This is a genomic window from Microbispora sp. NPDC088329 (assembly GCF_040685655.1).
In the GTDB taxonomy this organism is placed as follows: domain Bacteria; phylum Actinomycetota; class Actinomycetes; order Streptosporangiales; family Streptosporangiaceae; genus Microbispora.
Map to the genome: position 1 here is coordinate 186,712 of NZ_JBFBIP010000005.1, position 24,082 is coordinate 210,793.

The window sequence follows — 24,082 nt, forward strand, 5'->3', positions numbered from 1 at the left end:
AAAGTGGGTAAAGGTCGAGATTTGCGGCCATTGTGGTGATGCCGTTATCGGGGAGGGGTGCCCAACCCGCGCCGCGGTGATCCGCGAGGGAGCATTGCGGTGGTCCGCCGGCGCGCGGACGCCGAGCGGTACGCGGCGCCGGCCCCCTCGGCGCGGATCCTCTTTTGACCGCCCGCCGTCACCGACCGCAACAAGCGGCACCGTCAAGCGGCACCGTCGTGCGGGTCCCGGCGAAGCGGCGCGCTCGGCCGGGCGGATCGGACCAGGCCGAGCGGGCGGGGGTGGGGTGGTCGCGGTCAGGCGAGCCAGGTCAGGCGGGCGATGGATGCGGTCAGGCGGGGCGAGCCGCCTCGTCCGGGCCGGGAGGCGCGAAACCGGCGTTCACGAGGTGCGGGAACAGGTGCGCGGACAGGACGGCCCGGTGCGTGGGGGTCGCCTCCGCGTGCCGCCGCCGCCCTTCCTCGGTGACGTGCACGAACACGCCGCGCCTGTCCGCTTCGCACATCGCGCGGGCGACCAGTCCCTCACGCTCCAGCCGGGCGATGAGGCGCGACAGCGCGCTCTGGCTCAGGTGAACCTGGTCGGCGAGCTCCTGCACGCGGAACTTGGCCGCCCCCGGATCCGCGCAGGGCGACTGCGCCTCCACCAGGCGCTCCAGCACCTCGAACTCGCTCACACCGAGCCCGTGCTTGTCGCTCAGCTCCCGCTCCAGCGCGCACGACACCTGCGCGTGCCGGGCGAGCAGTTCGCGCCAGGCCATGACCACGAAGCCGGTGTCGATGTCGTTCATGCGAGACCGCCTTTCTGGCGCGACCATACCATGCGCACACATTAGATGCAAACGCATTAATTGCTTGTGCATTGAATGCATGTGCATGTAAGTTTCCGTGCCATGTCTTCCTCCATTCAGGACGAGCGCTGGGGGGCCCGCCTGTGGGGTGCCCTCACCGTCCTCTGCGCCGTCGTGTTCCTCGACGCCCTTGACGTGTCGATGGTCGGGGTGGCGCTTCCGTCCATCCAGGCCGATCTCGGGATGTCCACCTCCTCGCTGCAGTGGGTGGTGAGCGGCTACGTGCTGGGGTACGGCGGTCTGCTGTTGCTCGGGGGCCGGACCGCCGACCTGCTCGGCCGCCGCCGGGTCTTCCTGACCGCCCTGGCCGTCTTCGCGGTCGCCTCGCTGCTCGGCGGGCTGATGAGCGACGGGACGCTGCTGATCGCGGCCCGGTTCGTGAAGGGCGTCAGCGCCGCGTTCACCGCGCCCGCCGCGCTGTCCATCATCACCACGACCTTCGCCGAGGGTCCCGCACGCAACCGGGCCCTGAGCATCTTCACCGCCTGCGGCGCCAGCGGGTTCTCGCTCGGGCTGGTCCTGTCCGGCGTGCTCACCGAGATCGGCTGGCGCTGGACGTTCCTCATGCCGGTGCCCGTCGCGATCATCGCTCTGGTGGCCGGGGCGCGGCTGCTCAAGCGGGGTGAGGAGCGTGGCGAGGGCGGTCAGGACCTCCTCGGCGCCGCGACCATCACCGCGGCCATGCTGCTCCTGGTCTTCGCCGTGGTGGAGGCGCCCAAGGTGAGCGTGGTGCGCACCGTGCTGTCGCTCGCCGCGGCCGCCGCCCTGATCGGCCTGTTCGTCTGGCTGGAGCGCCGGGTGCGGCACCCGCTGGTCCGCCTCGGCATCCTGCGCTCCGCGCCGCTCGCCCGGGCCAACTTCGGACTGGTCATCCTGTTCGGCTCGTACGTCGGCTTCCAGTTCGTGGCGATGCAGTACTTCCAGAATCTGCTGGGCTGGAGTGCCCTGGAGACCGCCCTCGCGTTCCTGCCGTCCGGGCTGCTGGTCGCGATCAGCTCGACCAAGATGGGCGGGTTCGCCGACCGCTTCGGCACCGCGCGGCTGATCGTGGTGGGCTCGGTGGCGCTGCTCGCGGGGTACGCGGTCTTCCTGCGGGTGGATCTCCACCCCAGCCTGCTCACGATGGTGCTGCCGGGCATGGTCCTGCTGGGCATCGCGTTCGCGCTGTCGTTCCCCTCGCTCAACATCCAGGCGACCGCCGGGGTCGGCGACGAGGAGCAGGGGCTCGCCTCTGGCCTGTTGAACACCTCCGGCCAGGTCGGCGGAGCCGTGGTGCTGGCGATCGTCACCGCCGTCCTGACCTCGGGGGCGGACGGCGGCGACCCGATCGCCCGCTTCCGCGCCGCGATCGTGGTCTCGGCCGGGTTCGCCCTTGTCGGCCTGGTCGTCGCCCTCACCGGGCTGCGGTTCGGGCGGCAGCCGGTCGAGCCGGTCGAGAAGGCGCGGGAGGAACCGGTGCTGGAGGCGGTCTGATCCGTCCGCCGGTTCCGTGTCGTCGTCGGCGGAGAGGGCTCTCCTCTCCGCCGTCGGCGTCACCGCGCGGGCCGGCGCCGCTCGGATCACCGTGGCTGTACGGATCAGTGGCCGTAGCGGCGGTCGTACGGGTCAGCGGCTGTGGGGGTCAGCGCAGCGCGCCGGGGGCCCAGAGACCGGGCACACCGCCCGCCTCGTCCAGATTGATCTGCCGGGCGGCGCCGGTGCGCACGTCGACGGCGTGGACCGAGTAGTCCTCGTCGTCGTCCTCGCCGGGACGCGCCGCCTCGACGATCACCTCGTGGTCACCCGCCCAGCCGCGTACGCCGATGATGTGGGCGTCCTCGGGAAGCGCCGCCTCTCGCCGGGTGAGCACGCGGCCGGTGACCGAGTCGAGGGTGACCAGCAGGCCGTGGTCGCCCTCGGCCGGGTGGGAGCGCTCGGCCGTCACGGCGACGGCACGCCCGTCCGGGGAGACGGCGGCGCCGCTCTCGAACAGCGCCGAGTCGATCGGCGCACGGCTCAGTGTCCGCCCGTTCGGCCGCATCCGCAGCAGGACGGTCGTGCTGACCCGGCCGGGAACGGCGTCGGTGTCCCACGTGGCCGTGCCCGTCACCGTGCCGTCGTCCGCGACCGCCAGGACCCGCATCCGCCGGGGCAACGTCCGGACGCGATAGCTGGTGAGGTTCTGCACGCGTGGAGAGACCGCGCCGGCGTCCGGGCCGAAGTCGGCGGCCATCCACCGGCCGTTGGGGGAGAGGGCCAGGTGGATGTCCTCCGGCGACACCTCGTCAAGGAGTGGGGCCATTCCGGTCCTCTTCGCCGTGGTGTCAGTCCGGTCGAAAACGGCGAAATCGGACGACGCCTCGCTGAAGAAGGCCATGCGGTCGCCGTCCCTGCTGATCGCCACAAGGGGCTGCCAGCCGTCGCTGAGGTCGGGGACCGGGTCCGCCAATCGCCACTGCTCACCCGTGGTCGTCACCACCCGCCACTGGTCGCAGCCGTCCGCGAACTCCTCGGTGACCGGGTCCCAGTCGCGCCGTGTGCAATACCCCTGGTAGGCGAAGCGTACGGGGGCGGGCAGGGAGGCGGGCAGCGGCGCGGGACTCGCGGCGCTCATGTCAGGGGCTCCGGGGGTGCCGGCCGTGCTTCGCCCCACGCGCCCGGCCAGGCCCGCCGCTGCGAAGGCGAGGGGGACGACGACCAGTGCGGCGAGCGTGACACTCATGCCGGTGACCACGGCGCGACGACGTGTGCCGTGCTGCCGGCCGGTCCGCGCGGCCTCGGCGGCGAGGGGGAGGGGGTCGGGCGCGGGCGTCGCCGCCGACAGTGCGGCCAGCTCCCTGCGCAGCGCGGCCTCCCACGGGCCGTCGCCCCGGCCGTCCGCGCCGGTGCGTGCGCCGGGGAAGGCGGGAGAGGCGGAGACGGCGAACGGCGCCGCGGCAGGCGCGGCCTCCGGTGGGCCGAAGGAGGGAGTGGCGTGATACGGCGCCGTCCGGCCCGATGCGATGGCGAAGGCGGCGGGCTCGGCTGACGGTCCGGCGGCCGGGCTCACCTCGTGGGGGGAGATCCAGGGGACACGCGAGGGGGCGGTCGCCTCCGACGGCGCGGCCCAGGGGCTTTGCGTGGCCGCCTCAGACGGCGACGCCCAGGAGCTCTGCGGGCCCGCCTCCGACGGCGAGGCCCAGGGGGCGTGCGAGGAGCGGGCCGCCTCTGCCGGGGACGCCCCCGGGGCTGGTGAGGGATCGGTCGCCGCGCCGCTCGTGTCCGCCCTGTTTGTGTCCGCGCTGTTTGTGTCCGGGCCGCTCGTGTCCGCGTCGGTTGCGTTCGGGTTGTTTGTGTCCGCGTCGGTTGTGCCTGCCGGGCTCGTGTCCGCGTCCTCGTTCTCCGGCGCCTCGCCTCGCCGGTCGATCTTCGGTGGCCTCTCGTCCGGTACGGGTTCCCGGGACGAGACCCCCTCCGGCGCGGACGCGGACGGGGACTGCCCGGCCTCCCGCGCCGTGCCCGAGACGAACGAGGCGGGAAGGCGGTTTCGCAGCTCGGCGACGGCGAGCACGATCTCGGTGCCGGCCGTGGGCGCGTCCATGCGGCACAGGTCGGCCGCCTGCCCTGTGGTGTGCCCGTCGTGGAAACAGGCCACGACCAGGGCGCGCCGCCGCGGCGTCAGTCCGGTCAGCGCCTGCGCGAGGGCCGCCGTGTCCGTGCCGTGGGTGACGATCGCATGCGGGCCGGGCCCACGTGTGGAGCCGCGGGCCCGCGAGCGCTTCAGGTACGCCCGATACATCGCCTGGCGGGCGGCATGGGCCGGAAACGACCAGCGTGCGGTGCTCCACTTGGCCGCCACGGCCGCGAGCGCGGTCACCACGAGCGCGCGGGCGGCCGCCGGGTCTCCCGTCAGCGACAGGGCTGTACGGGCGAGCGGCTTGGCCTGGTCGACGGCGAAGGCGTCGAAGCCGGGCAGATCTCTCACCGTGGCTCCTCGCCCGTACGGCGACGAGGCGCGTGTCGTGTCTGGTTCACGTGTCCACCCCCGGCGCGGCGGTTTCTCTCGCCTCTGCGGCTGCTCAAGCGTAGTGCGGATGTGCCCATATAACGGGATTTTTGATCAACTGCCACACTGGTCGGCATGGTCAGGAGGATCGAGGGCCCCACCCGCATCCCGGTGCCGGGCGGCAAGGTCATTGACGAGTACGTCGGTCGCGTCAACAGCGGCGACGAGCAGGTCTCCATCGCGCACATGGTGGCCCCGGCCGGCTGGGAGGAGCCCGCGCAGACCCCCGGGTTCGCCGAGTACACGCTGGTGCTCAAGGGGTCGGTCGTGGTGGAGCACGCGGGCGGCACGACCGTGGTCGAGGCCGGCCAGGCGTTCGTCAGCGAGCCCGGGGAGAAGATCCGCTACAGCTCCGGGCCGTCCGGCGCGGAGTACGTGGCCGTCTGCCTGCCCGCGTTCTCCCCGGATACCGCCAACCGCGAGGAGTGACGATCGGCAGGTTCTGGGAATCCGCTCCCGTCCGGTCCACGGCTAGGATTGCCAGGTGAACGACCGTGGCGAGGAGGGCGCATGAGCAGGCCCAGCCTGGAGCAGATCCGCAGGGCGCCCAAGGTGCTTCTGCACGACCATCTCGATGGCGGCCTGCGCCCCGGAACGATCGTCGACCTCGCCCGCGACTGCGGCCACACGCTGCCCACGTACGACCCCGCCGAGCTGGCGGTCTGGTTCAGGGAGGCGGCGGACTCCGGTTCGCTGGAGCGCTACCTGGAGACGTTCTCGCACACCGTCGGGGTGATGCAGACCCGCGAGGCACTGGTCAGAGTGGCCGCGGAGTGCGCCGAGGACCTGGCGGACGACGGTGTGATGTACGCCGAGGTCCGGTACGCCCCGGAGCAGCACACCTCCCAGGGCCTGTCGCTGGACCAGGTCGTGGAGGCCGTGCTCGAGGGCTTCCGGCTGGGCTCGGCCGGGCCCGACGGCAGGCCGCGGATCCGGGTGGGCACCCTGCTGACGGCCATGCGCCACCAGGCCCGCTCGATGGAGATCGCCGAGCTCGCCGTGCGCTACCGGGACCTCGGCGTGGTCGGGTTCGACATCGCAGGGGCCGAGGCCGGCTACCCGCCCACCCGGCACCTGGACGCGTTCGAGTACCTCCAGCGGGAGAACGCCCACTTCACGATCCACGCGGGGGAGGGCTTCGGGCTGCCGTCGATCTGGCAGGCCATCCAGTGGTGCGGCGCCGACCGGCTGGGCCACGGGGTGCGGATCATCGACGACATAACGGTGCCGGACGACGGCGAGGCCAAGCTCGGCAGGCTGGCGGCGTACGTCCGCGACAAGCGCATCCCGCTGGAGATGTGCCCCACCTCGAACCTGCAGACGGGGGCGGCCCCGTCGATCGCCGAGCACCCGATCGGCCTGCTGCGCCGCCTCTACTTCCGGGTGACGGTCAACACCGACAACCGGCTGATGAGCGGGACGAGCGTGTCGCAGGAGTTCGCCAAGCTGGTCGACGCGTTCGGCTACGACTGGGACGACCTGCAGTGGTTCACGGTCAACGCGATGAAGTCGGCCTTCATCCCGTTCGACGAACGGCTCGCGCTGATCAACGGCGTGATCAAACCCGGCTACGCGCAGATGAAGTGGCGCGCGTGAAGCCGCGGGTCTACCGGTCGAAGGCGGCCTGGCTGTTCGGCTGGGCCTGGATGCTGTTCGCCGCCTGGAACGTCTGGGATTTGACCGCTCACGGCAGCATTCCCAGCGCGTTGATCGCGGGCGCGGTGCTCGGCGTCATCACGGCACTGGTTTTCGTGATGGCGCTGCGGCCCGCCGTCGTCCTGGAGGAGGGCGGCGTCCGCGTGCGCAACGTGCTGAAGAACGCCTACGTCCCCTGGGGCGGTGTGGACGACGTGTCCGTCACCAACGCCATCGTGATCGAGTCGGGTGACACCACCGTGCGCTGCTGGACGCCCCAGGCGACGGCCCGCGAACGGGTCAAGGCCGCGGGGCGGGCCGCCAAGGCGGCGAGGTCGTCGAACCGGGCCGAGCGGGCGGCGGCGGAGGCCGTCGGCGCCCGCACCCACGCCGACTGGGTGGCCGACCAGCTCACCGAGATGAGCCGGTCACGCCGGGAGAACTCCTCCGGCGAGACGCGCGTCACCTGGTCGCCGTCCGCCCTGGCGGCCGTCGCCGCCGCGGTCGCCCTGGTCGTGACCGCCTTCGTCGTCTCCTGACCAGGTAGAGGCATCGGGGAGCGGGCGCCGCTGCGTGGTGCCGCGCGACGCCGGATCGGTAATCGTTTGCAGAAGGGGTCTGAGTGCGTCTGGCGCGGATGATCGTCGTCGTTGTGCTGGCCGCGCTCGCGAGCGTCTACGTTGTCGCGGGTGCGCCGATCGCGGTGGCGGTGTTCGGGGTGCAGGTCGTCTACCTGTTGCGGATCAGGGCGTGGTGGCTGCTCGCCGTCCAGGCCGCCCTCGTGTACACGGCGACCGTCGCCGGCGGCGTCTCCACCGGGATTCTGGGCTTCCTCGCCGGTTCGCTGCTGCTGACGCGGGCGCGTGCGCTCGCGCCGCTCGTGGTGGTGAGCGTGGCGCTGATCGACGCCGCCCGCGGCGGGGCGACGGCCGACGCGACGATCACCGTGGTGCTCGTCGCGCTGGTCGTCTTCGGCCTCGCCCGGCTCGTCGAGCGCGCGGGCGAGATGCACGCCGCCCGGCTCTCGCTGGCCGCCGCGGCCGTGGCCGCCGAGAGGCTGCGTCTGGCGGCCGAACTGAACGACGGCCTCGGCCGGAGTCTGGAGGTCATCGTCGAGGGCGGTCGCCGCGCGCTCGCGGAGCCGGACGGCGCGGCCGAGGTGCTGGCCTCGGTGACCGCCACCGCGCGTGCGGCGCTGACCGACGCCCGCGCCGCCTCCGCGGACTACCGCGCCACCTCCCTCGCGCCCGAACTGGTCACGGCGCGGGCCATGCTCGACGCCGCGGGGATCGCCGTCGAGGTGCGCGGCGGCCACACCGAGCCGCTCGGGCCCGGCGGGGCGCTGCTGGCGAGCGTGCTCCGCGAGGCCGTCACCGACGTCGTACGGCGGGGCACCGCCCGGCTTTGCGTCATCGAGACGAGCGAGCAGGCAGACCGGGTGCGGCTGCGCGTCGCCGACGACGGACGTCGCACCGCGGAGGGCGCGGACTTCGACGGTCTCCGCCTCGAGGAGGCGGGCGGCACTCTCACCAGAGGCCTGTCTCCTGCGGGGCGCTTCGTCGTGGAGGCGGCCCTTCCCCGCGACCCTTCCCCCGAGGCGGGCGCCGGCGACGGCCAGGCGCCGCAAACCCCTGAGAACGCGAGGCGGCGGTGGCTTCTGCCGAAGCTCGCCCACGACGCGTCGTACGCCGTGTCGGTCGCGGTGCTCGCGGCCGTCCTCGTGGGCTTCAGCGTCAAGGCGCTGCTTCAGCTCCCCGGCGCCCTCGTCATCCCGGCCGCGGTGTGCCTCACCGTGATCGTCGTGATGCAGCTGCGCTCCGTCAACGGGCGTCACATGGTGGCGCTGGGGGTGATGGCGGTGCTCACGTACGCGCCCATCCCGGTGTTCGGGCCCGTCTGGCTCGGAGTGGCGGGCTTCCTCGCCGGGCCCGTCCTGCTCGCGTTCCCCTGGCGGGCCGCGTGGCCGGCGGCGGCGGCGATCGTGGCGAGCGTCGCCGCCGCCGGGGCGCTGTTCGGCCTGCCCGGCCCGGTCCTCGCCAACAGCACGGTCAGCGCGCTCGTCACCGGGCTGGTGGTCTACGCCCTGCTCCGCCTGGCCCAGATCGTCAAGGAGCTCCAGGCCGCGAGGGAGAGCCTGGCCCGCTCCGCGATCGTCGAGGAGCGCCTGCGCGCCGCGCGCGACCTGCACGACCTGCTCGGGCACTCCCTGGCCGCGATCCTTCTCACCTGTGAGCTGGCCCGCCGCCTGGGATGCCCGCCGGAGCGGGTCGAGGAAATCGTCGCCATGGCCGAGAGCGCGCGGGCGGACCTGCGGTCCGTCTCGGGCGAGCAGCGGGAGCTGTCCCTGGCGGCCGAGGTGGAGTCGGCGCGCACGGTGCTGTCGGCCGCCGGGATCCGGGTGACCGTGGAGCCGATCGAGCTGAACCTGCCCGCCGAGGTCGAGACCGTGCTGGGCACCGTGCTCAGGGAGGCCGTGACCAACGTGCTCAGGCACAGCGAGGCCCGCCACTGCGCGATCACGATGCGAGCGGACGAGAGCGGGCTGCGGCTGCGGGTCCACAACGACGGGGTGCGTCACAGGACGACGCGGCGGGGGTCGTCCGGCATCGGCAACCTGACCACCCGCCTCGCCGCCCTGGACGGCCGGCTGACCGCGCACGCCGACGGCGACGGTTTCACGCTCGACGCGTGCGTGCCGTACCGGGTGCCGGCGCCCGCGCGGGTCTAGATCCGGCCGGCCTGCACCGTCGCAGGCCAGATGAATTTCGCTGGTCAGTCCGCCGCGGGATCCCCGACATGGCTCAGAACCTAGCGATCTCTGGACCTTCTTGGTGCCGCGCTTATCCCTCATGCGAGCTACGCGCAATGTCCCCCTACGCAGTGATTCGGAACGGGGCCCTCCACCCATATCTTTCTCACAGCGAGCGGCAAACACGGTCAACTCACGAAGTCAGCTCGTGGCACATCGGTAATTCGGAGGACAGCACCATGCATGGACTTCGTCTCCGTCCGCATCATCACCAAAGGAAGGTGACTTCAATGATCAGAGAACGCCTGCGTGCACTATGGGTAGCCGGCACGATGGGAGCCGTCGTCGCCGGCACGTTAACCCTCGGCGCCGGGACTGCGAGTGCGGCGGGGTCGTGCCCGGCCTCTACCCGCAACGCGACGATTGTCCAGGCCAACTTCCAGGCATTCGACACCGGCGCGTACACCCGCCCCGAGGCAGACGGCGTAATAAACATGGAGGACATGACGCGCGTCGCCAACGGATCCGGCCCCTACTCCATCCCCGCAGATGTCAGAGAGGCTGCCAGGTACTTCGTCGACAATCCCGCGGAATTCGCGCACATGGATGGCATCCGGGTCCGTTGGTTGCAGTTCGACGGTCTCGTAAACCGCTATGACGTCGACGACGCCCTCAGGTACTGGAGGAACGAATGCGGGTAAGCGATTCGTCGTCACCGACGTCCTGGGGCCTGTCTTCACAGTGATCAGTCAGAGCCACAGCAGGAGTGCTGCGATGGTGACCACGGCTGTGTATGAGGTGGCGGTCTTGTCGTAGCGGGCGGACAGGGCGCGGAACTGTTTCAGCTGATTGAAGCAGCGTTCGACCACGTTGCGACGCTTGTAGACCTGAGCGTCGAAGACGGGCGGGCGACCGCCCTTGCTGCCCCGCCTGGCACGGCCGGCCATCCGATCGGCCCGCTCGGGAATCGTGTGACTGATCCCGCGCCGCCGCAGGAGCTGCGGCGGCGCGGGAGCTGTACCCCTTGCCGGCCACCACGTGGACGGGACGAGTGCGGGGCCGGCCGCGGCTGAGGCGGGGAACGCGAATGGCCTGCAGCACCTGCTGCAGGCGGGTGCAGTCGTTGACGTTCCCGCCGGTCACCAGGAACGCCGGCGGCCGGCCTGCACCGTCGCAGGCCAGATGAGCTCGCTGGTCAGTCCGCCGCGTGATCGGGCGAGGGCGTGATCGTATGGCTCGCCGGCGCCTGGCCTTTCGCCCCGGGAAAATACATCGAAGACACGGCCTAGATCCGGCCGGCCCTAGATCCAGCCGGCCTCGGTGGCGATGCGCACGGCGTCGGTCCGGTTGCGGGCGTTGAGCTTGGTGACGATTCCGGTGAGGTAGTTGCGCACGGTGCCGGCGGCCAGGTGGAGCCGTGCGGCGACCTCCGTCGCGTTCGCACCGGAGGCGACCAGGCGAAGCACGTCCGCCTCGCGCGGGGTGAGCGGATTGTCCGACAGGTCCCAGGCGGTGACGGCGAGCGAGGGGTCGAGCACCCGCTCGCCGGCCGCGACCTTGCGGATGGCGGCCACGAGTTCGTCCGGCGGCGCCGTCTTCAGCACGAATCCGGCGACACCTGAGCCGAGGGCGCGTCGCAGGTGCCCCGGCTTGCCGTACGCGGTCAGCATCAGAGCGCGGCAGGCGGGCAGGCGCGTACGGAGCTCGGCCGCGGCCGCCAGGCCGTCCAGCCTGCCGGGCATGTCGATGTCGAGGACGGCGACGTCGGGGTGGTGGACCAGCGCGGCGGACAGGGCGGCCTCTCCGGATTCCACGGTCGCGACGACTTCCAGGTCCTCCTCCAGCGCGAGCAGGGCGGCGAGGGCGCTCCTGATCACGTGCTGGTCCTCGGCGAGAAGTACGCGAATCACGCGCATATGTCTACCAGTGTCCGGATCATGACGACGTCATGGGCAGGCGGTGAGGCCGTCTCTGGGGCACATGACCGTTGATCGGCAGGCTTGAGCACATGACAGAGGTGCTTCGCCTTGACGCAGTGAGCAAGGTGTACGGAAAGGGGCAGGGGGCGGTGGCCGCCCTGCGCGAGGTCTCGGTGACCATCCCCGGGGGAAGCTTCACCGCCGTGATGGGACCGTCGGGCTCGGGCAAGAGCACGTTCCTGCACTGCGCGGCGGGGCTCGACACCCCCTCCTCCGGCTCGGTGCGGCTGGGCGGCAGCGAGCTGTCCGGCATGGACGAGACCCGGCTGACGGAGCTGCGCAGGCAGCGGGTCGGCTTCGTGTTCCAGGCGTTCAACCTGGTCTCGTCCCTGACCGTGCTGGAGAACATCACGCTGCCGATGCGGCTCGCCGGCGCGCGGGTCGACCGGGCGTGGCTTGAGGAGATCGTGGGCCGTGTGGGGCTGACGGGCCGGACCGGGCACCGCCCCGCCCAGCTGTCCGGCGGGCAGCAGCAGCGGGTCGCCATCGCGAGGGCGCTGGTGACCCGGCCGCAGGTGGTCTTCGGCGACGAGCCGACCGGCGCGCTGGACACGATGACGGCCCGTGACGTGCTCCGGCTGCTGCGGGAGGTGGTGGACGGACTCGGCCAGACCGTGGTGATGGTCACCCACGACCCGGTGGCCGCCTCCTACGCCGACACCGTCCTGTTCCTCGCGGACGGCCGGATCGTGGACGCGATGGCCGCGCCGAGCTCCGAGAAGGTCGCCGAGCGCATGACCAGGCTGGGGGCGTACGCAGCATGATCACCGGAATCGCGTTGAAGACCCTGCGGCACCGCAGGGCGGCGTTCGCGGGCGCGTTCGTGGCGCTGGTGTGCGCGGCCGCGCTGGTGTGCGCGTGCCTGATGCTGCTGGAGACCGGCTTGCGGGGCGGGGTCGCACCGGAGCGTTACGCGGGCGCACCGCTGATCGTCGCCGGCGACCAGAACGTCCACGAGACCGTGACCAAGTCCTCCGGGAAGGTCAAGTCGAAGGCCAAGCCGCTGTCCGAGCGGGTCTGGATCCCGGAGGCGACGGCCGCGAAGCTGAGCGGCCTGCCCGGCGTCTCGAAGGTGCTCACCGAGGTGACGTTCCCGGTGAACGGACACGCTCTCGGGCACGGGTGGGAGTCGGCGGAGCTCACGCCGTTCACCATCGCCCGGGGACGCCCGCCGCGCGCGGACGGCGAGGTGGTCGTGGACGCGCGCTCCGGCCTGTCCACGGGCTCGGCCCTGCGGGTCGGGGGGAAGGCGTACCGGGTCGTGGGGGTCACCGCCCAGGCCCTGCCGAGCCAGGACACGGTGTTCTTCTCGACGTCCGAGGCCCTCCGGCTGGCCGGCCGTCCTGGGCAGGTGACCGCGATCGGCGTGTTCCCCGCGGTGGACGTGGCGCCGGTGCTCGGTGATCGCCTCGTGGCCCACACCGGGGACGAGCGCGGCACGGTGGAGTTCCTCGACGCGGAGCAGGCGCGGGTGCGGCTGATCAGCCTGGGCGGCGCGCTCGGCGGCACGTCCCTGCTGGTGGCTATCCTCGTCGTGACCGGCACCTCCGCCCTCGCGGTGCAGCAGCGACGACGTGAGATCGCCCTCCTCAGGGCGGTCGCCGCCACGCCGGGTCAGGTGCGCAGGCTGCTGGGCGGCGAGTCGCTGATGGTCGGCCTGGCGGCCGGTGTCATCGGCTCGGCCGCCGGCATCGGCCTGGGGTTCTGGCTGCGTGGCCGGTTCGTCGAGCTGGGCGCCATGCCGGCGAACCTGCGCCTGGTGGTCAGCCCGTTCCCGGCGGTGGCCGCCCTGCTGGCCGCGGTGGTGGCGGCCTGGGCCGCGACCCGCCTCTCGGTCCGCCGCACCGTGCGGATCCGTCCCGTCGAGGCGCTCGGCGAGGCGGCCATGGGCGGGGGCCGGCTGCCCCTCGGCCGGTCGATCGCGGGCGTCCTGTGCGTCGCCGGCGGGATCGTGCTCACGCTGGTGCTGTCGGGACTCGAGACCGAGGCGGCGTCGAGCCCCGTGACGATGCTGACCGCGCTCGTCTGGACGGTGGCCGTCACCCTGCTCGGCCCGATGCTCGCCCGCGTCGTGGCCGCCCTCGTACGCGTCCCGCTGCGGGTGTCCCGCGCCGGGCACCTGGCGGCGCGCAACCTTGCGGCCGGGCCGGGGCGGACGGCGTCCGTGATGGCGCCGCTGACCCTTCTGGTGGCCATGACCTGCACCATCCTGTTCACCCAGACCACGATGGGGCACGCGTCGGCCGAGCAGGCCGCCGCCGGCACCCACGCCGACTACGTGGTGAACGGCGCGACGGCGGACGCGGTGCGCCGCGTGCCGGGCGTGAAGGCCGTCACCTCGGTCGTCCGCACCTCCGTGCGCGTCGGGCTGGACAAGTACGGCGCGCAGGCCGTCGACGGCGGCGAGCGGTCGCTCGGGCGGGCCGTGGACCTCGGGGTGGTGTCCGGCTCGCTCGACGGGTTCGGCGCCCGCTCGGTCGCGGTGAGCGAGTCGGCGGCCTCCAGGCTCGGGCTGTCGGCCGGTGACGCTCTCACGCTCACTCTGGGCGACGGGACCCCGGCCGAGCTGAAGGTCGCCGCGATCTACTCCCGCAGCCTCGGGTTCGGCGACCTGACCCTGCCGTACGCGCTGGTCGCCGCCCATGTCGACGACCCCTCGGGCACCCTGCTGGTCGAGGCCCCCTCGGTCGGACGCGAGGCCCTGGCCGCCGTGGCGCCGGTGGTGACGCCGACGGCAGGGAGCGGGACGGAGGCGCCGAACGCCGAGGTCAACTACGTGGCCATGGGCCTGATCATCGCGTTCAGCGCGATCGCCGTGGTCAACACGCTGGCCATGTCCACCACGGACCGGTCGCGGGAGCTGGCCCTGCTCCGCCTGGTCGGCGCGACCAGGCGCCAGGTGCTGCGCATGCTCCGCCTGGAGACCCTGACCGCGCTGGTCGTCTCCGTGCTCGCCGGGACCGGCATCGCGCTGATGACGCTGTCGGCCTTCAGCAGGGGGATGACCGGGTCGGCGCTGCCGTACGCCCCCCCGGCCGGTTACGCGCTGGTGATCGCCGCCGTGGCCGCGCTCGCCCTGGTCGCCACGAGCCTCCCGGCGCGTCTCGCCCTGCGCGCCCGCCCCGCCGAGGCCATCGGCGCCCGTCAGTAACCGGGCACACCCTCCTCCTCCGGAAACAACCTCGAAGGCTGGAAATCGTGAACCGCATCGCATCGGCAGCCGCCGTGATCTCCCTGTCCACCGCCCTGGTCGCGGCCGGCACCGGCGCCCCGGCCGCCGCCCACGCCGCCCGGGCCGCTGTGACCTGGACCTCCTGTGGCGACGCCGCCGGGCTCGACCCCCGCCAGGAGTGCACCACGCTCCAGGTCCCCCTCTCCTACGGCAAGCCGGGCGGCGGCACGCTCTCTCTGGCCGTCTCCCGGATCCGTACGGCGCGGCCGGGACTGCGCAGGGGCGTGCTGCTGCTCATTCCCGGAGGACCGGGCAGCGCGGGCCTGAGCAGGCCGAGCGCGATGGTGAAGCGCCTGCCGAGCGCCGTGCTCGACCGTTACGACCTGGTCGGCTTCGACCCGCGGGGCGTCGGCCGGAGCTCGCCCGTCTCCTGCGGGCTCGCACACGAGGACCTGGCGCCCACCCTGCTCAAGCCCTACCCGTCCGCCGACGGGGACATCACGCAGAACGCCGCCTGGTCACGCAGGATCGCCGACGCCTGCGCCCGCAACGGCGGCCCGGTGCTGCGCAGCATCAGCACGCGCAACGAGGCCAGGGACATCGACGCCATCCGCCGGGCTCTCGGGGAGAAGCGCCTGTCCTACTGGGGCGTCTCCTACGGCACGTACGCCGGGGCCGTCTACGCCACGATGTTCCCCGGCCGGACCGACAGGGTGATCCTCGACAGCAACGACGATCCCGACCCGAACAAGGTCGCCCGTGCCTGGCTGGCCAACTACTCCGTGGGCGTCGACGACCGCTTCCCGGACTTCGCGGCCTGGGCCGCCAAGCGTGACGACGAGTTCGGCCTGGGGACGGACGCCGATGCGGTCCGCCGCACCTTCCTGGACCTCGCCGGCCGCCTGGACCGCACCCCGATCCCGTGGCCCGGCAACAACCCCCCGCGGCTCGACGGCGCGGTCCTGCGCGAGACCATGCTGAACGCGCTGTATTCCGACACCGGGTTCCCGGCTCTGGCCGGGCTCATGCGGGCGGCGCTCGGCTCTGGTCCCCTCCCCGCGCCCTCCACCCCGCCGGAAGAGGCGATGCAGAACGCCGCGGCCTCCGCGGCCGCGACCCTGTGCGGCGACGTCGAGTGGCCGAGCTCGCTCGATCTGCACCGGCGGCTGGTCGCCGCCGACCGTGAGGCTCACCCGCTCACCGCCGGCATGCCGGTCAACATCGGCCCCTGCGCCTACTGGCCCTACCGGCCTGTGGAGGCGCCGGTGCGGGTCACGGCGAAGGGGCCGTCCAACGTGCTGCTGGTGCAGAACCTGCGCGACCCGGCGACGCCGTACAGCGGCGCCCTGCGGATGCGCGAGGCCTTCGGGAGCCGGGCGCGCATGGTCGCGGTCGACTCGGGCGGGCACGGGTCCTACCTGGTCAACGGCAACGCCTGCGGTGACGACACGGTCACCACGTTCCTGGTCACCGGCAAGCGGCCGGCCCGCGACACCGTCTGCGGGTAGCTCAAAGACCGAGGGCGACGGCGAGGTCCTTCTTCAGGTCCTCCAGCTCCCGCGCGGCCCGGGCCCGCGCGGGAGCGACGTCGTCTCCCTCGACCGGCACGACGACCTCCAGGTAGCACTTGAGCTTGGGCTCGGTGCCGCTGGGCCGTACGACGACCCGGGCGTCGCCGGACAGGCGGTAGCGCAGGCCCTCGGTCGGCGGCAGCCCCGCCACCCCCAGGGACAGGTCCTCGGCCGACTCCACCGCCCGGCCCGCCAGCCGCTCCGGCGGATGCGTACGGAGACGCTCGATGGCCTTGGCGATCAACGACAGGTCGTCGACCCGGACCGACAGCTGGGCGGTCGCGTGCAGCCCGTAGCGGCGGGCCTGGTCGTCCAGCAGGTCGGGCAGCGACCTGCCGTCCCGCTTGGCCGCGGCGGCCATGGCGGCGACGGCGAGGGCGGCACCGACGCCGTCCTTGTCGTGGACCGGCAGACCGGCGTCGGACCCGATGCTGTAGCCCAGGGCCTCCTCGTAGCCGAAGACCAGTCCCGGACCCGACTTCATGATCCACTTGAATCCGGTCAGCGTCTCGGCGTGCCGCACGCCGTGATCAGCGGCGATCCTGGCGAGCAGCGACGACGACACGATCGAGGTGGCGACCAGCCGGTCGTCGCCCGAGGTGTGCCGCAGCACGTGCTCGGCCAGCAGACCGCCGACCTCGTCGCCGGTCAGCATGCGGTAGCCGCCGCCCGGCAGCGGGGTGCCCACCGCGCACCGGTCGGCGTCGGGGTCGTTGGCGATCACCAGGTCGGCGCGCGTGGCGGCGGCGAGTTCGAGCGCGAGGTCCATGGCGCCCGGCTCCTCCGGATTGGGGAACGCCACGGTGGGGAAGTCGGGGTCGGGCATCGCCTGCCGGCTCACCGTGACCGGCACCTCGAAGCCCGCCGCACGGAACGCCTCGGACACGGTCGCGCCGCCCACCCCGTGCAGCGGCGTGTACGCGACCGCGATGTCGCGGGCGTCGCCGAGCGGCAGCGCGGCCAGGGCCCGCAGGTAGGGGACGACGATGTCGTCGTGGCCGAGGGTCTGCCAGTCCTCACCGAGCGGGAGGGCGTCCACCCGGCCGGCCGCGTCGATGGCGGCCGAGATCTCCTGGTCGATCGGCGGCACGATCTGCGCGCCGTCGCCCCAGTAGACCTTGTAACCGTTGTCCTGGGGCGGATTGTGCGAGGCGGTGACCATGACGCCCGCGTCCGCGCCCAGGTGGCGCACGGCGAACGCCAGGACCGGGGTGGGCCATTTGCCGGCCATGACCGAGGCACGCAGGCCCGCCCCGGTCAGCACGCGGGCCGTGTCGGCGGCGAACACGTCGGACTTGTGCCGCCCGTCGTAGCCGATCACCACGTGGCGTCCCGGTCCGAGCACACGGGCCAGCCCGGCGGCCGCCCGCATCACCGTGACCCGGTTCATTCGGTTCGGCCCGGAACCCAGCGCGCCGCGCAGGCCCGCCGTGCCGAACTCCAGCTTCGCGCCGAAGCGGTCCTCCAGCGCGGCGAGATCGTTCCGCTCCAGGATCGCGTCGAGCTCCGCCCGCGTCTCGGGGTCGGGGTCCTGGTCGCGCCATTCTTCGGCGAGCCGTACGAGATCGGTCATGTGTGCCCCCTACAGCTTGTCGACGACCTGGGCGAGCAGGACGCCCATGCGGGCGGCCGTGGCCCGGCCGACCTCCAGGACCTCCTCGTGGTTGAGCGGCTCGCCCACCAGGCCCGCGCCGGGGTTGGTGACCAGGGAGATCCCGAGCACCTCGGCCCCTGCCTCCCGCGCTGCGATCGCCTCAAGCACCGTGGACATGCCCACCAGGTCGCCGCCGAGTGTACGCAGCATGCGGATCTCCGCGGGCGTCTCGTACGTCGGGCCGCGGAAGGCGACGTACACGCCCTCGGCCAGCGTGGGGTCCACGGCGCGGGCGAGGTCGCGCAGGCGCTTGGAATACACCTCGGTGAGGTCGATGAACATCGCGCCCGTCATCGGGTTGTCGCCGGTGAGGTTGATGTGGTCGCTGATCAGGACCGGGTCGCCGACCTTCTGGGTCTCAGGGCGCAGCCCGCCCGCCGCGTTGGTCAGCACGACCGTGCGCACCCCGGCCGCGACGGCGGTACGCACCCCGTGGACCACCGGATCCACCCCGCGGCCCTCGTAGAGGTGCGTACGCCCGAGGAAGATCAGGGCGTTGAGCCCGGCGGCGGTGCGCACCGCGCGCACCGTGCCCGCGTGACCGGCGACCGCGGGAGGGGAGAACCCGGGCAACTTCGTCACCGGGAGTTCGGCGACCGGATCGCCGATCGCGTCCGCGGCCGGGACCCAGCCCGAGCCCATGACGAGGGCGACGTCGAAGGAAGAGATGCCGGTGAGGTTCCTCAGCGTGGTCGCGGCCTCGGCCGCCAGGTCATATGGGGTCACTTTGCTGAGGGTACAGAAGCGCATGAACCCGGCCGATAAGTGCCGGGCCCGTGTCAGTCGCCGAGCTTCTTGCAGGGACGGGTGCGCAGCGAGGCGACGTAGTCGTCGGGCGCGCCGGCCCTCTCCGCGGCCTCGGCCAGGATGCCGATGTACCGCGCCGACGGCAGCCCGCCCTCGTAGGAGTTCAGCACGTACGACCAGGCGAGCACGTCGCCCTCCAGCGTCGCGACGCGCAGCCGCAGCTTGCGGTAGAGGCCGAGGTCGGTGCCCATCCAGCGGTCGAGGGAGGCCTCGTCCCACTCCGGCACGTCGTACAGGACGACGAATACCTGCTCGTCGGCATCCTCGACTATCGTGGCGAGAGCGCCCTCCCAGCTGACATCCTCGCCGCCGAAGGTGAGCCGCCAGCCTGGGAGCCACCCCGTTCCTCGCATGGGCGAGTGGGGCGCCCACTCCGCCATCTGCTTGGGGTCCATGTTGCTGCCGTAGGCCGCGTAGACAGGCACGGCACACAAGCCTAAACCAAGATCCCGGAAGTTGGACGGGTAGCGCGCGTACCGGGTGTGGCAAGAAAACCGGGGTGTGGCGAGAAAAATACGCGTAGTCGGCCCGTTACGCGCCCCTCGCCGGGAATGCGTAGTCAGGATGCAGGACAATGGAGCATGTGACAAGGATCGTGATCATCGGTGGCGGCCCCGGCGGATACGAGGCGGCCCTGGTCGCCGCGCAACTGGGCGCCCAGGTCACCGTCGTGGAGGAGGAGGGCCCCGGCGGGGCGTGCGTGCTCACCGACTGCGTGCCGTCCAAGACCCTGATCGCCTCCTCCGTCCGCAAGCAGGCGCTTCTCGACGCGTCGTCTCTCGGGGTCCGCTTCGACGGCGGCCCTGACCACGACGCCGGCGACGTCGCCGTCGACATGATCGACGTGAACAAGCGCGTCAAGGAGCTCGCGCTGGCGCAGTCGCACGACATCGCCGCCCGGCTGTCCGCCGAGGGCGTCGAGGTCATCCGCGCCCGGGGCCGGCTGGTCGATCCCCAGGTGGTGCGCGCGGGTGACCGTACGATCCGGGCCGACGTCGTCATCGTGGCGACCGGCGCGCACCCCCGCGTGCTGCCCGGGGCGGAGCCCGACGGCGAGCGCATCCTCAGCTGGCGCCAGCTCTACGACCTGGAGGAGCTGCCCGAGCATCTCATCGTGGTCGGCTCCGGTGTCACCGGCGCCGAGTTCGCCGGCGCCTACCGGTCCCTCGGGTCGCAGGTCACGCTGGTCTCCTCGCGCGACCGGATGATGCCCAACGAGGACGCCGACGCGGCCGAGGTGCTGGAGGAGGTCTACCGGCGGCGCGGCATGAACGTCATGGGGCGCTCGCGCGCCGCCTCTGTCAAGCGCACCGAGCACGGCGTCGTCGTGACCCTGGAGGACGGCCGCACCGCCGAGGGCACCCACTGCCTCATGACCGTCGGCATGGTCCCCAACACCTCCGGGCTCGGGCTGGAGGACAACGGCGTGCGGCTCGACCGGAGCGGCTTCATCGAGGTCGACAAGGTGTCGAGGACCTCCGCACCCGGTGTGTACGCCGCGGGGGACTGCACCGGCGTCCTCATGCTCGCCTCGGTCGCCGCCATGCAGGGCAGGATCGCGGTCTGGCACGCGCTCGGCGAGGCCGTGCAGCCGATCCGCCTGGCCACGGTGGCCGCCAACATCTTCACCGACCCGGAGATCGCCGCCGTCGGCGTGTCGCAGCGGCAGATCGAGTCGGGCGAGATCGAGGCGAACGTCGTCAAGCTGCCGCTGGCCACCAACGCCCGGGCCAAGATGCAGGGCTTCAACGACGGTTTCGTGAAGCTGTTCTGCCGTCCCAACACCGGCATCGTGCTCGGCGGCGTCGTGGTCGCCCCGCGCGCGTCGGAGCTGATCCTGGCCGTGTCGCTGGCCGTGCAGCACCGCCTGACCGTGGACCAGCTCGCGCACACGTTCGCCGTCTATCCGTCGCTGTCGGGCTCCATCACCGAGGCCGCCCGCCGCCTCATGTCGCCGCTGACCGCCGGGGGCATCTGACCCCGTCACTCCGCTCGGGTCGCGGTGGCCGGGACGCGGGCGGCCGGCCGCGGGCCCAGCGCGCGGGCCGGCCAGATCATCGCCCCGGCCAGGCACGTCACCAGGGCGAAGACGAACGGGAAGGCGAAAACGCCGGCCAGCCAGCCGATGACGGGAGGGGCCACGAGCCCGGACGCCCAGGTGACGGTGGCGACCCCCGCGACGCCCTCGGCGGGCGTACGGGCGATCCGACCGGCCGCCGCGAACACCAGCGGCACGACGACGGCGACGCCGGCGCCGAACAGCGCGAATCCGGCGATCACCGGTGCGGGAGTGCGGAACGCGGCCACCGCCACGCCGCCGAGGACGGCCACGACCGCGCTCGCGCGCACCGTCGCGACCGGTCCGAGCCTCCGTACGACGAGGTCTCCGCCGAGCCGCACCGCGACCATGCTCGCGGTGAAGACGGCGTAGCCCGCCGCCGCGAGGCCGGGTCCCGCGCCGGCCACGTCCTTGAGGTAGATCGCCGACCACTGACCGCTCGCCCGTTCGGCGAAGGTGGAGCACAGGCCGATCAGGCCGATCAGCAGGATGGACCGCGGAGGCAGGGTGAAGCGCCGCGGCGGCCGCTCGTCCGGCGCCGGCCTCTCGTCGAGCAGCGCGAGGCTCGCGGCGGCGCCGACGGCGAGCAGGGCCAGTGCCACGATGACGAAATGCGCACGCGCGTCCAGGTGGGCCTGCGCCGCCAGGGCTCCGGCGCCCGCGCCGCAGAGATTGCCCACGCTCCACATCCCGTGCAGGCCGGACATGACCGACCGGCCCAGCCGTCGTTCCACGTGCACGCCCTGGGCGTTCATGGCCAGGTCGCACATGCCCGCGGCGGCGCCGTACAGGAGGAACGCGGGCACCAGCCACAGGGGGCCGGGCGCGAGCACGGGCAGGGCGGGCGCCACGCACCACAGGGCCAGCAGTCCCCGGGTCGTCGCCCTGGCCCCGAACCGGTGGGACAGCCGCGCGGTCAGCGGCATCGCGAGCATCGAGCCGATCGGCGTGCAGAGCAGGACGAGCCCGAGAGCGGCCGTGCCGAGCCCGAAGTGGTCCTGGAACCAGGGCATCCGGGTGGCTAGGGTGCCCGCCACCGCGCCGTGCACGGCGAAGACGAGGGCGGTGGCCCGATGATGTCTGTCTCGCATATCGGCAAAATTAACAGGTAGGGTTCCTGATGAAAAGTGAGTTTTCATGAAGACCGCGACACCCCAGCTCGCCCGGGCCATCAACGACAGGCTCGCCCTGGACCTGCTGCTGGAACGGGGCCCGCTGACCGCGCCGCAACTGCGCGCGCTCACCGGCCTGTCCCGTCCGACCGTGTCGGACCTGATCGAACGCCTTCAGGTCAACGGCCTGATCCAGGTCGCCGGCGAGAGCGGCGGCGACCGGCGCGGCCCCAACGCCCGCCTCTACGGCATCGTCGCCGACCGGGCCTTCGTGGGCGGGGTCGACGTGCGGCGCGACGTGATCAACGTGACGGTCGCCGACATCACCGGCGCGACCGTGGGCTCGGCGACGCGGCCGCTGGGCGACAACCTTCCCGGGCTGGTCGCCGACGCGCTCACCGAGGCGGCCGGTTCACGTCCCCTGCACGCGGTCGTGATCGGCGCGCCGGGCCTGGTCGACCCGAAGACCGGTGACTTCGCGGCGGGGAACGTCGAGCCCGCATGGCGGCCCGGGCTCCTGTCGGCCCTGCGCACCCTGGTCGACGCGCCGGTCACGATGGAGAACGAGGTCAATTTGGCCGCCGTCGCCGAACACGCCACGGGAGCGGCCGCCGGGCGTGACGACTTCGTGCTGCTGTGGCTCGACGACGGCATCGGCGCCGCCGTCGTGCTGGACGGCAAAGTCCGCCGGGGCGTCTCCGGCGGCGCCGGCGAGATCGGCTTCCTCGGCCGGCTCGACATCACGGTGTGCGACCTGCTGCGCACGGACGCCGTACGCGGGCTCGACCTGCCGGCCCTGGCGGAAAGGGTCGCCGGGGCCGCGTTCACGCTGGTCGCCGTGGTCGATCCCGGTCTCGTCGTCCTCGGCGGCGCGACCGGCATGGCGGGCGGAGACCCGCTGGCCGCCCTGGTCGCCGAGCGTCTGGCGCAGGTCTCGCCCGTCCCCGTGCACGTGCGGGTCAGCGGCATCCCCGACAACCCCGTGCTGAGGGGCGCGGTCTCCACCGCCCTTTCGATCGCTCGCGACGCCGTCTTCGGGCAGGGCCGCCGCTGACCGGGAGACGTGCCGGTCAGCCCGGCGCCCGCCTGATGACGAGGGCGATCAGCGGTGGCCGCCCGTGCCGGACAGCCGTGACCTGACCTCGTGCAGGGCCTGTCGTCCGTGCGCCACGGCCGTGGCCGCCGCCCGCAGGTCGTGCGGCGTCTGGGCGGCGTGCAGCGCCCGCTTGGCCGCGTCGTACGCGTCGAGCGCCGCGCGCCACTCGTAGGCGGGGCCGCTGACCTGGTTGACCTTCATCTCGAAGTCGAGGGCGTCGATCTCCTCGCCGAAGCGGGTCACGTCCTCCTCGGCCGCGTGCCTGGCAACCGCCATCTCGGCCACGAACCGTTCCTTGCGCCGGTGCGCGACGCCCCACAGGATCAGCGTCAGGCTCAGGCCGAGACCGGACACGATGACGAGGACGAGCGCGGGCGACGGGCCCCTGGGGCGGGCGGGGTTCCGGGGCACGTCCTGTGCGGGCGCGGCCGTCTCATCCGTGGCCGTCTCATTCGCGGCCGAGTCCTTCCCGGAGGTCGTGCCGGGCGCGACGGCGTCGTCGGGGAGGTTTTCCGGCGTGCCCCGCGCCCCGGTGAGGTCGACGTCGTCGGCCTGGGTGAAGGAGGCCTTGCCGACGTTCGCCCCGTGGAAGTCGGCGCCGTCCAGCTCCGCCTGGGTGAACTCCGCCTCCGACAGGTCGGCGTCCCTGAGCACGGCGTGCTCGAGATGTGCCTGGCCGAGCTTGGCCTCGCCGAGCTTGGCCCGCGTGAAGTCGGCCTTGCGGGCCTTGATCTGCCCGAGCGCGGTGTCTTTCAGGTCGGCGTCCACGAGCGTGGTGTCGGTGAGATTCGCCTGGGTGAGCACGGCGCGGGTGAGGACCGCGCCGGTCAGGTCGGAGTGCGGAAACTCCGCCTGCACGGCGTCCGCGTCGGCGAGGATCGCCCCGCGCAGGTTCGCCTGCTTGGCCCGCATCTGGCCGAGGTCGGCCTCGCTGAGGTCGGCGCCGCGGAGGTCGGCGTAGTCGAGGTGCGCCTGGCCGAGGTCGGCCTCCTTCAGCGAGGCCTTGCGCAGGACGGCCCCGGTGAGGTCCTTGCCCGTGAGGTCCACCCCGTCCAGCTTCGCGCCCGTGAGGTCGGCGCACCGCAGGTCGGGGGGCAGCGTGGCGCCGGTGAGGTCCCTGCCGCGCAGCTTGACGCCGCTGCCCGGCGTGCAGGGCGCCGCGGCCGCGTGAACGGCGGTCGCGCTCGCCGGCAGGGACGGCAGCGACAGGAACAGGGTGGCGACGAGAAGGGGGGCGGCGCAAAGGGGCACGGCGGCAAGGGGGACGGCGAAAAGGGGGGCGAAGCGACGCACGGGGGGCCTCCTGAGGGAACGCCCCGAGTGTCCCATGCGATCTGAACCGCCACTTGCAATCCGCTTGCCCGCGGTTCGCCG

19 protein-coding genes and 1 pseudogene are annotated in these 24,082 nt (G+C 72.7%); 11 read left to right on the top strand and 9 right to left on the bottom strand.

Annotated elements, in window-relative coordinates; genetic code table 11:
* Positions 1-331 precede the first annotated feature (331 nt).
* On the bottom strand, positions 332-790 hold the full coding sequence (locus AB0O28_RS12990) for a MarR family transcriptional regulator (protein WP_363639484.1): 459 nt from the start codon (positions 788-790) through the stop codon (positions 332-334).
* Between the two features lie 102 nt (positions 791-892).
* Here AB0O28_RS12990 and AB0O28_RS12995 point away from each other — a divergent pair, with 102 nt between their 5' ends.
* Positions 893-2,323: an MFS transporter gene (locus tag AB0O28_RS12995; protein ID WP_363639486.1), complete on the top strand. Its 1,431-nt coding sequence runs from the start codon at positions 893-895 to the stop codon at positions 2,321-2,323.
* Between the two features lie 148 nt (positions 2,324-2,471).
* On the opposite strand, the gene AB0O28_RS13000 is transcribed toward AB0O28_RS12995, so the two are convergent.
* A complete protein-coding gene (locus AB0O28_RS13000; protein WP_363639488.1) occupies positions 2,472-4,793 on the bottom strand; it encodes a hypothetical protein in 2,322 nt (773 codons plus the stop codon).
* Positions 4,794-4,949: 156 nt separating this feature from the next.
* Here AB0O28_RS13000 and AB0O28_RS13005 point away from each other — a divergent pair, with 156 nt between their 5' ends.
* The 5 genes from AB0O28_RS13005 to AB0O28_RS13025 all read left to right on the top strand — a co-directional run bounded on the left by AB0O28_RS13005 (position 4,950) and on the right by AB0O28_RS13025 (position 9,959).
* Positions 4,950-5,303: a cupin gene (locus AB0O28_RS13005; protein WP_363639490.1), complete on the top strand. Its 354-nt coding sequence runs from the start codon at positions 4,950-4,952 to the stop codon at positions 5,301-5,303.
* Between the two features lie 81 nt (positions 5,304-5,384).
* On the top strand, positions 5,385-6,470 hold the full coding sequence (locus AB0O28_RS13010) for an adenosine deaminase (protein WP_363639492.1): 1,086 nt from the start codon (positions 5,385-5,387) through the stop codon (positions 6,468-6,470).
* The gene (locus AB0O28_RS13015; RefSeq protein WP_363639494.1) at positions 6,467-7,048 is read left to right on the top strand and encodes a hypothetical protein; all 582 of its coding nucleotides are present in this window, start codon (positions 6,467-6,469) and stop codon (positions 7,046-7,048) included. The genes AB0O28_RS13010 and AB0O28_RS13015 overlap by 4 nt, the downstream gene beginning before the upstream one ends.
* An 83-nt stretch (positions 7,049-7,131) precedes the next feature.
* Positions 7,132-9,237 carry a histidine kinase gene (locus AB0O28_RS13020; RefSeq protein ID WP_363639496.1) on the top strand — a complete coding sequence of 702 codons (2,106 nt, stop codon included), beginning with the start codon at positions 7,132-7,134 and terminating at the stop codon, positions 9,235-9,237.
* 311 nt (positions 9,238-9,548) lie between these two features.
* Complete coding sequence (locus AB0O28_RS13025; RefSeq protein WP_363639498.1) at positions 9,549-9,959, top strand: hypothetical protein; 411 nt, start codon at positions 9,549-9,551, stop codon at positions 9,957-9,959.
* Positions 9,960-10,007: 48 nt separating this feature from the next.
* On the opposite strand, the pseudogene AB0O28_RS13030 reads toward AB0O28_RS13025, so the two are convergent.
* Both AB0O28_RS13030 and AB0O28_RS13035 read right to left on the bottom strand, forming a co-directional pair.
* A pseudogene (locus AB0O28_RS13030) lies at positions 10,008-10,481 on the bottom strand (IS5 family transposase); the annotation flags it as partial.
* Positions 10,482-10,559: 78 nt separating this feature from the next.
* Positions 10,560-11,168, bottom strand: coding sequence for a response regulator transcription factor (locus AB0O28_RS13035; RefSeq protein WP_363639500.1), 609 nt, complete (start codon positions 11,166-11,168; stop codon positions 10,560-10,562).
* Positions 11,169-11,266: 98 nt separating this feature from the next.
* Here AB0O28_RS13035 and AB0O28_RS13040 point away from each other — a divergent pair, with 98 nt between their 5' ends.
* From AB0O28_RS13040 to AB0O28_RS13050, 3 genes are read left to right on the top strand one after another with little or no spacing between them, the layout of a single operon-like run.
* On the top strand, positions 11,267-12,001 hold the full coding sequence (locus tag AB0O28_RS13040) for an ABC transporter ATP-binding protein (RefSeq protein ID WP_363639502.1): 735 nt from the start codon (positions 11,267-11,269) through the stop codon (positions 11,999-12,001).
* On the top strand, positions 11,998-14,388 hold the full coding sequence (locus tag AB0O28_RS13045) for an FtsX-like permease family protein (RefSeq protein ID WP_363639504.1): 2,391 nt from the start codon (positions 11,998-12,000) through the stop codon (positions 14,386-14,388). The genes AB0O28_RS13040 and AB0O28_RS13045 overlap by 4 nt, the downstream gene beginning before the upstream one ends.
* A 47-nt stretch (positions 14,389-14,435) precedes the next feature.
* On the top strand, positions 14,436-15,917 hold the full coding sequence (locus AB0O28_RS13050) for an alpha/beta hydrolase (protein ID WP_363639506.1): 1,482 nt from the start codon (positions 14,436-14,438) through the stop codon (positions 15,915-15,917).
* Between the two features lies 1 nt (position 15,918).
* Here AB0O28_RS13050 and AB0O28_RS13055 read toward each other — a convergent pair whose 3' ends face one another.
* Genes AB0O28_RS13055 through AB0O28_RS13065 form a run of 3 tightly spaced genes read right to left on the bottom strand, consistent with a single transcriptional unit; the run spans position 15,919 to position 18,866 of the window.
* Positions 15,919-17,553, bottom strand: coding sequence for a phospho-sugar mutase (locus AB0O28_RS13055; protein WP_363639508.1), 1,635 nt, complete (start codon positions 17,551-17,553; stop codon positions 15,919-15,921).
* A 9-nt stretch (positions 17,554-17,562) separates the two neighbouring features.
* Positions 17,563-18,384 (bottom strand): purine-nucleoside phosphorylase, encoded by an 822-nt coding sequence (locus AB0O28_RS13060; protein ID WP_363639510.1) that lies wholly within the window; start codon positions 18,382-18,384, stop codon positions 17,563-17,565.
* Positions 18,385-18,413: 29 nt separating this feature from the next.
* Positions 18,414-18,866 (bottom strand): gamma-glutamylcyclotransferase, encoded by a 453-nt coding sequence (locus AB0O28_RS13065; RefSeq protein ID WP_363639512.1) that lies wholly within the window; start codon positions 18,864-18,866, stop codon positions 18,414-18,416.
* 158 nt (positions 18,867-19,024) lie between these two features.
* Here AB0O28_RS13065 and AB0O28_RS13070 point away from each other — a divergent pair, with 158 nt between their 5' ends.
* Entirely contained in the window at positions 19,025-20,419 is a 1,395-nt protein-coding gene (locus tag AB0O28_RS13070) for an NAD(P)H-quinone dehydrogenase (protein ID WP_363639514.1), read from the top strand.
* A gap of 5 nt (positions 20,420-20,424) precedes the next feature.
* Here the strand turns inward: AB0O28_RS13070 and AB0O28_RS13075 are convergent, their stop codons facing one another.
* Positions 20,425-21,591, bottom strand: coding sequence for an MFS transporter (locus tag AB0O28_RS13075; protein WP_363639516.1), 1,167 nt, complete (start codon positions 21,589-21,591; stop codon positions 20,425-20,427).
* Between the two features lie 46 nt (positions 21,592-21,637).
* Here AB0O28_RS13075 and AB0O28_RS13080 point away from each other — a divergent pair, with 46 nt between their 5' ends.
* Positions 21,638-22,666 (top strand): ROK family transcriptional regulator, encoded by a 1,029-nt coding sequence (locus AB0O28_RS13080; RefSeq protein WP_363639518.1) that lies wholly within the window; start codon positions 21,638-21,640, stop codon positions 22,664-22,666.
* A 48-nt stretch (positions 22,667-22,714) separates the two neighbouring features.
* On the opposite strand, the gene AB0O28_RS13085 is transcribed toward AB0O28_RS13080, so the two are convergent.
* Positions 22,715-24,001 carry a pentapeptide repeat-containing protein gene (locus AB0O28_RS13085; protein ID WP_363639520.1) on the bottom strand — a complete coding sequence of 429 codons (1,287 nt, stop codon included), beginning with the start codon at positions 23,999-24,001 and terminating at the stop codon, positions 22,715-22,717.
* Positions 24,002-24,082 lie beyond the last annotated feature (81 nt).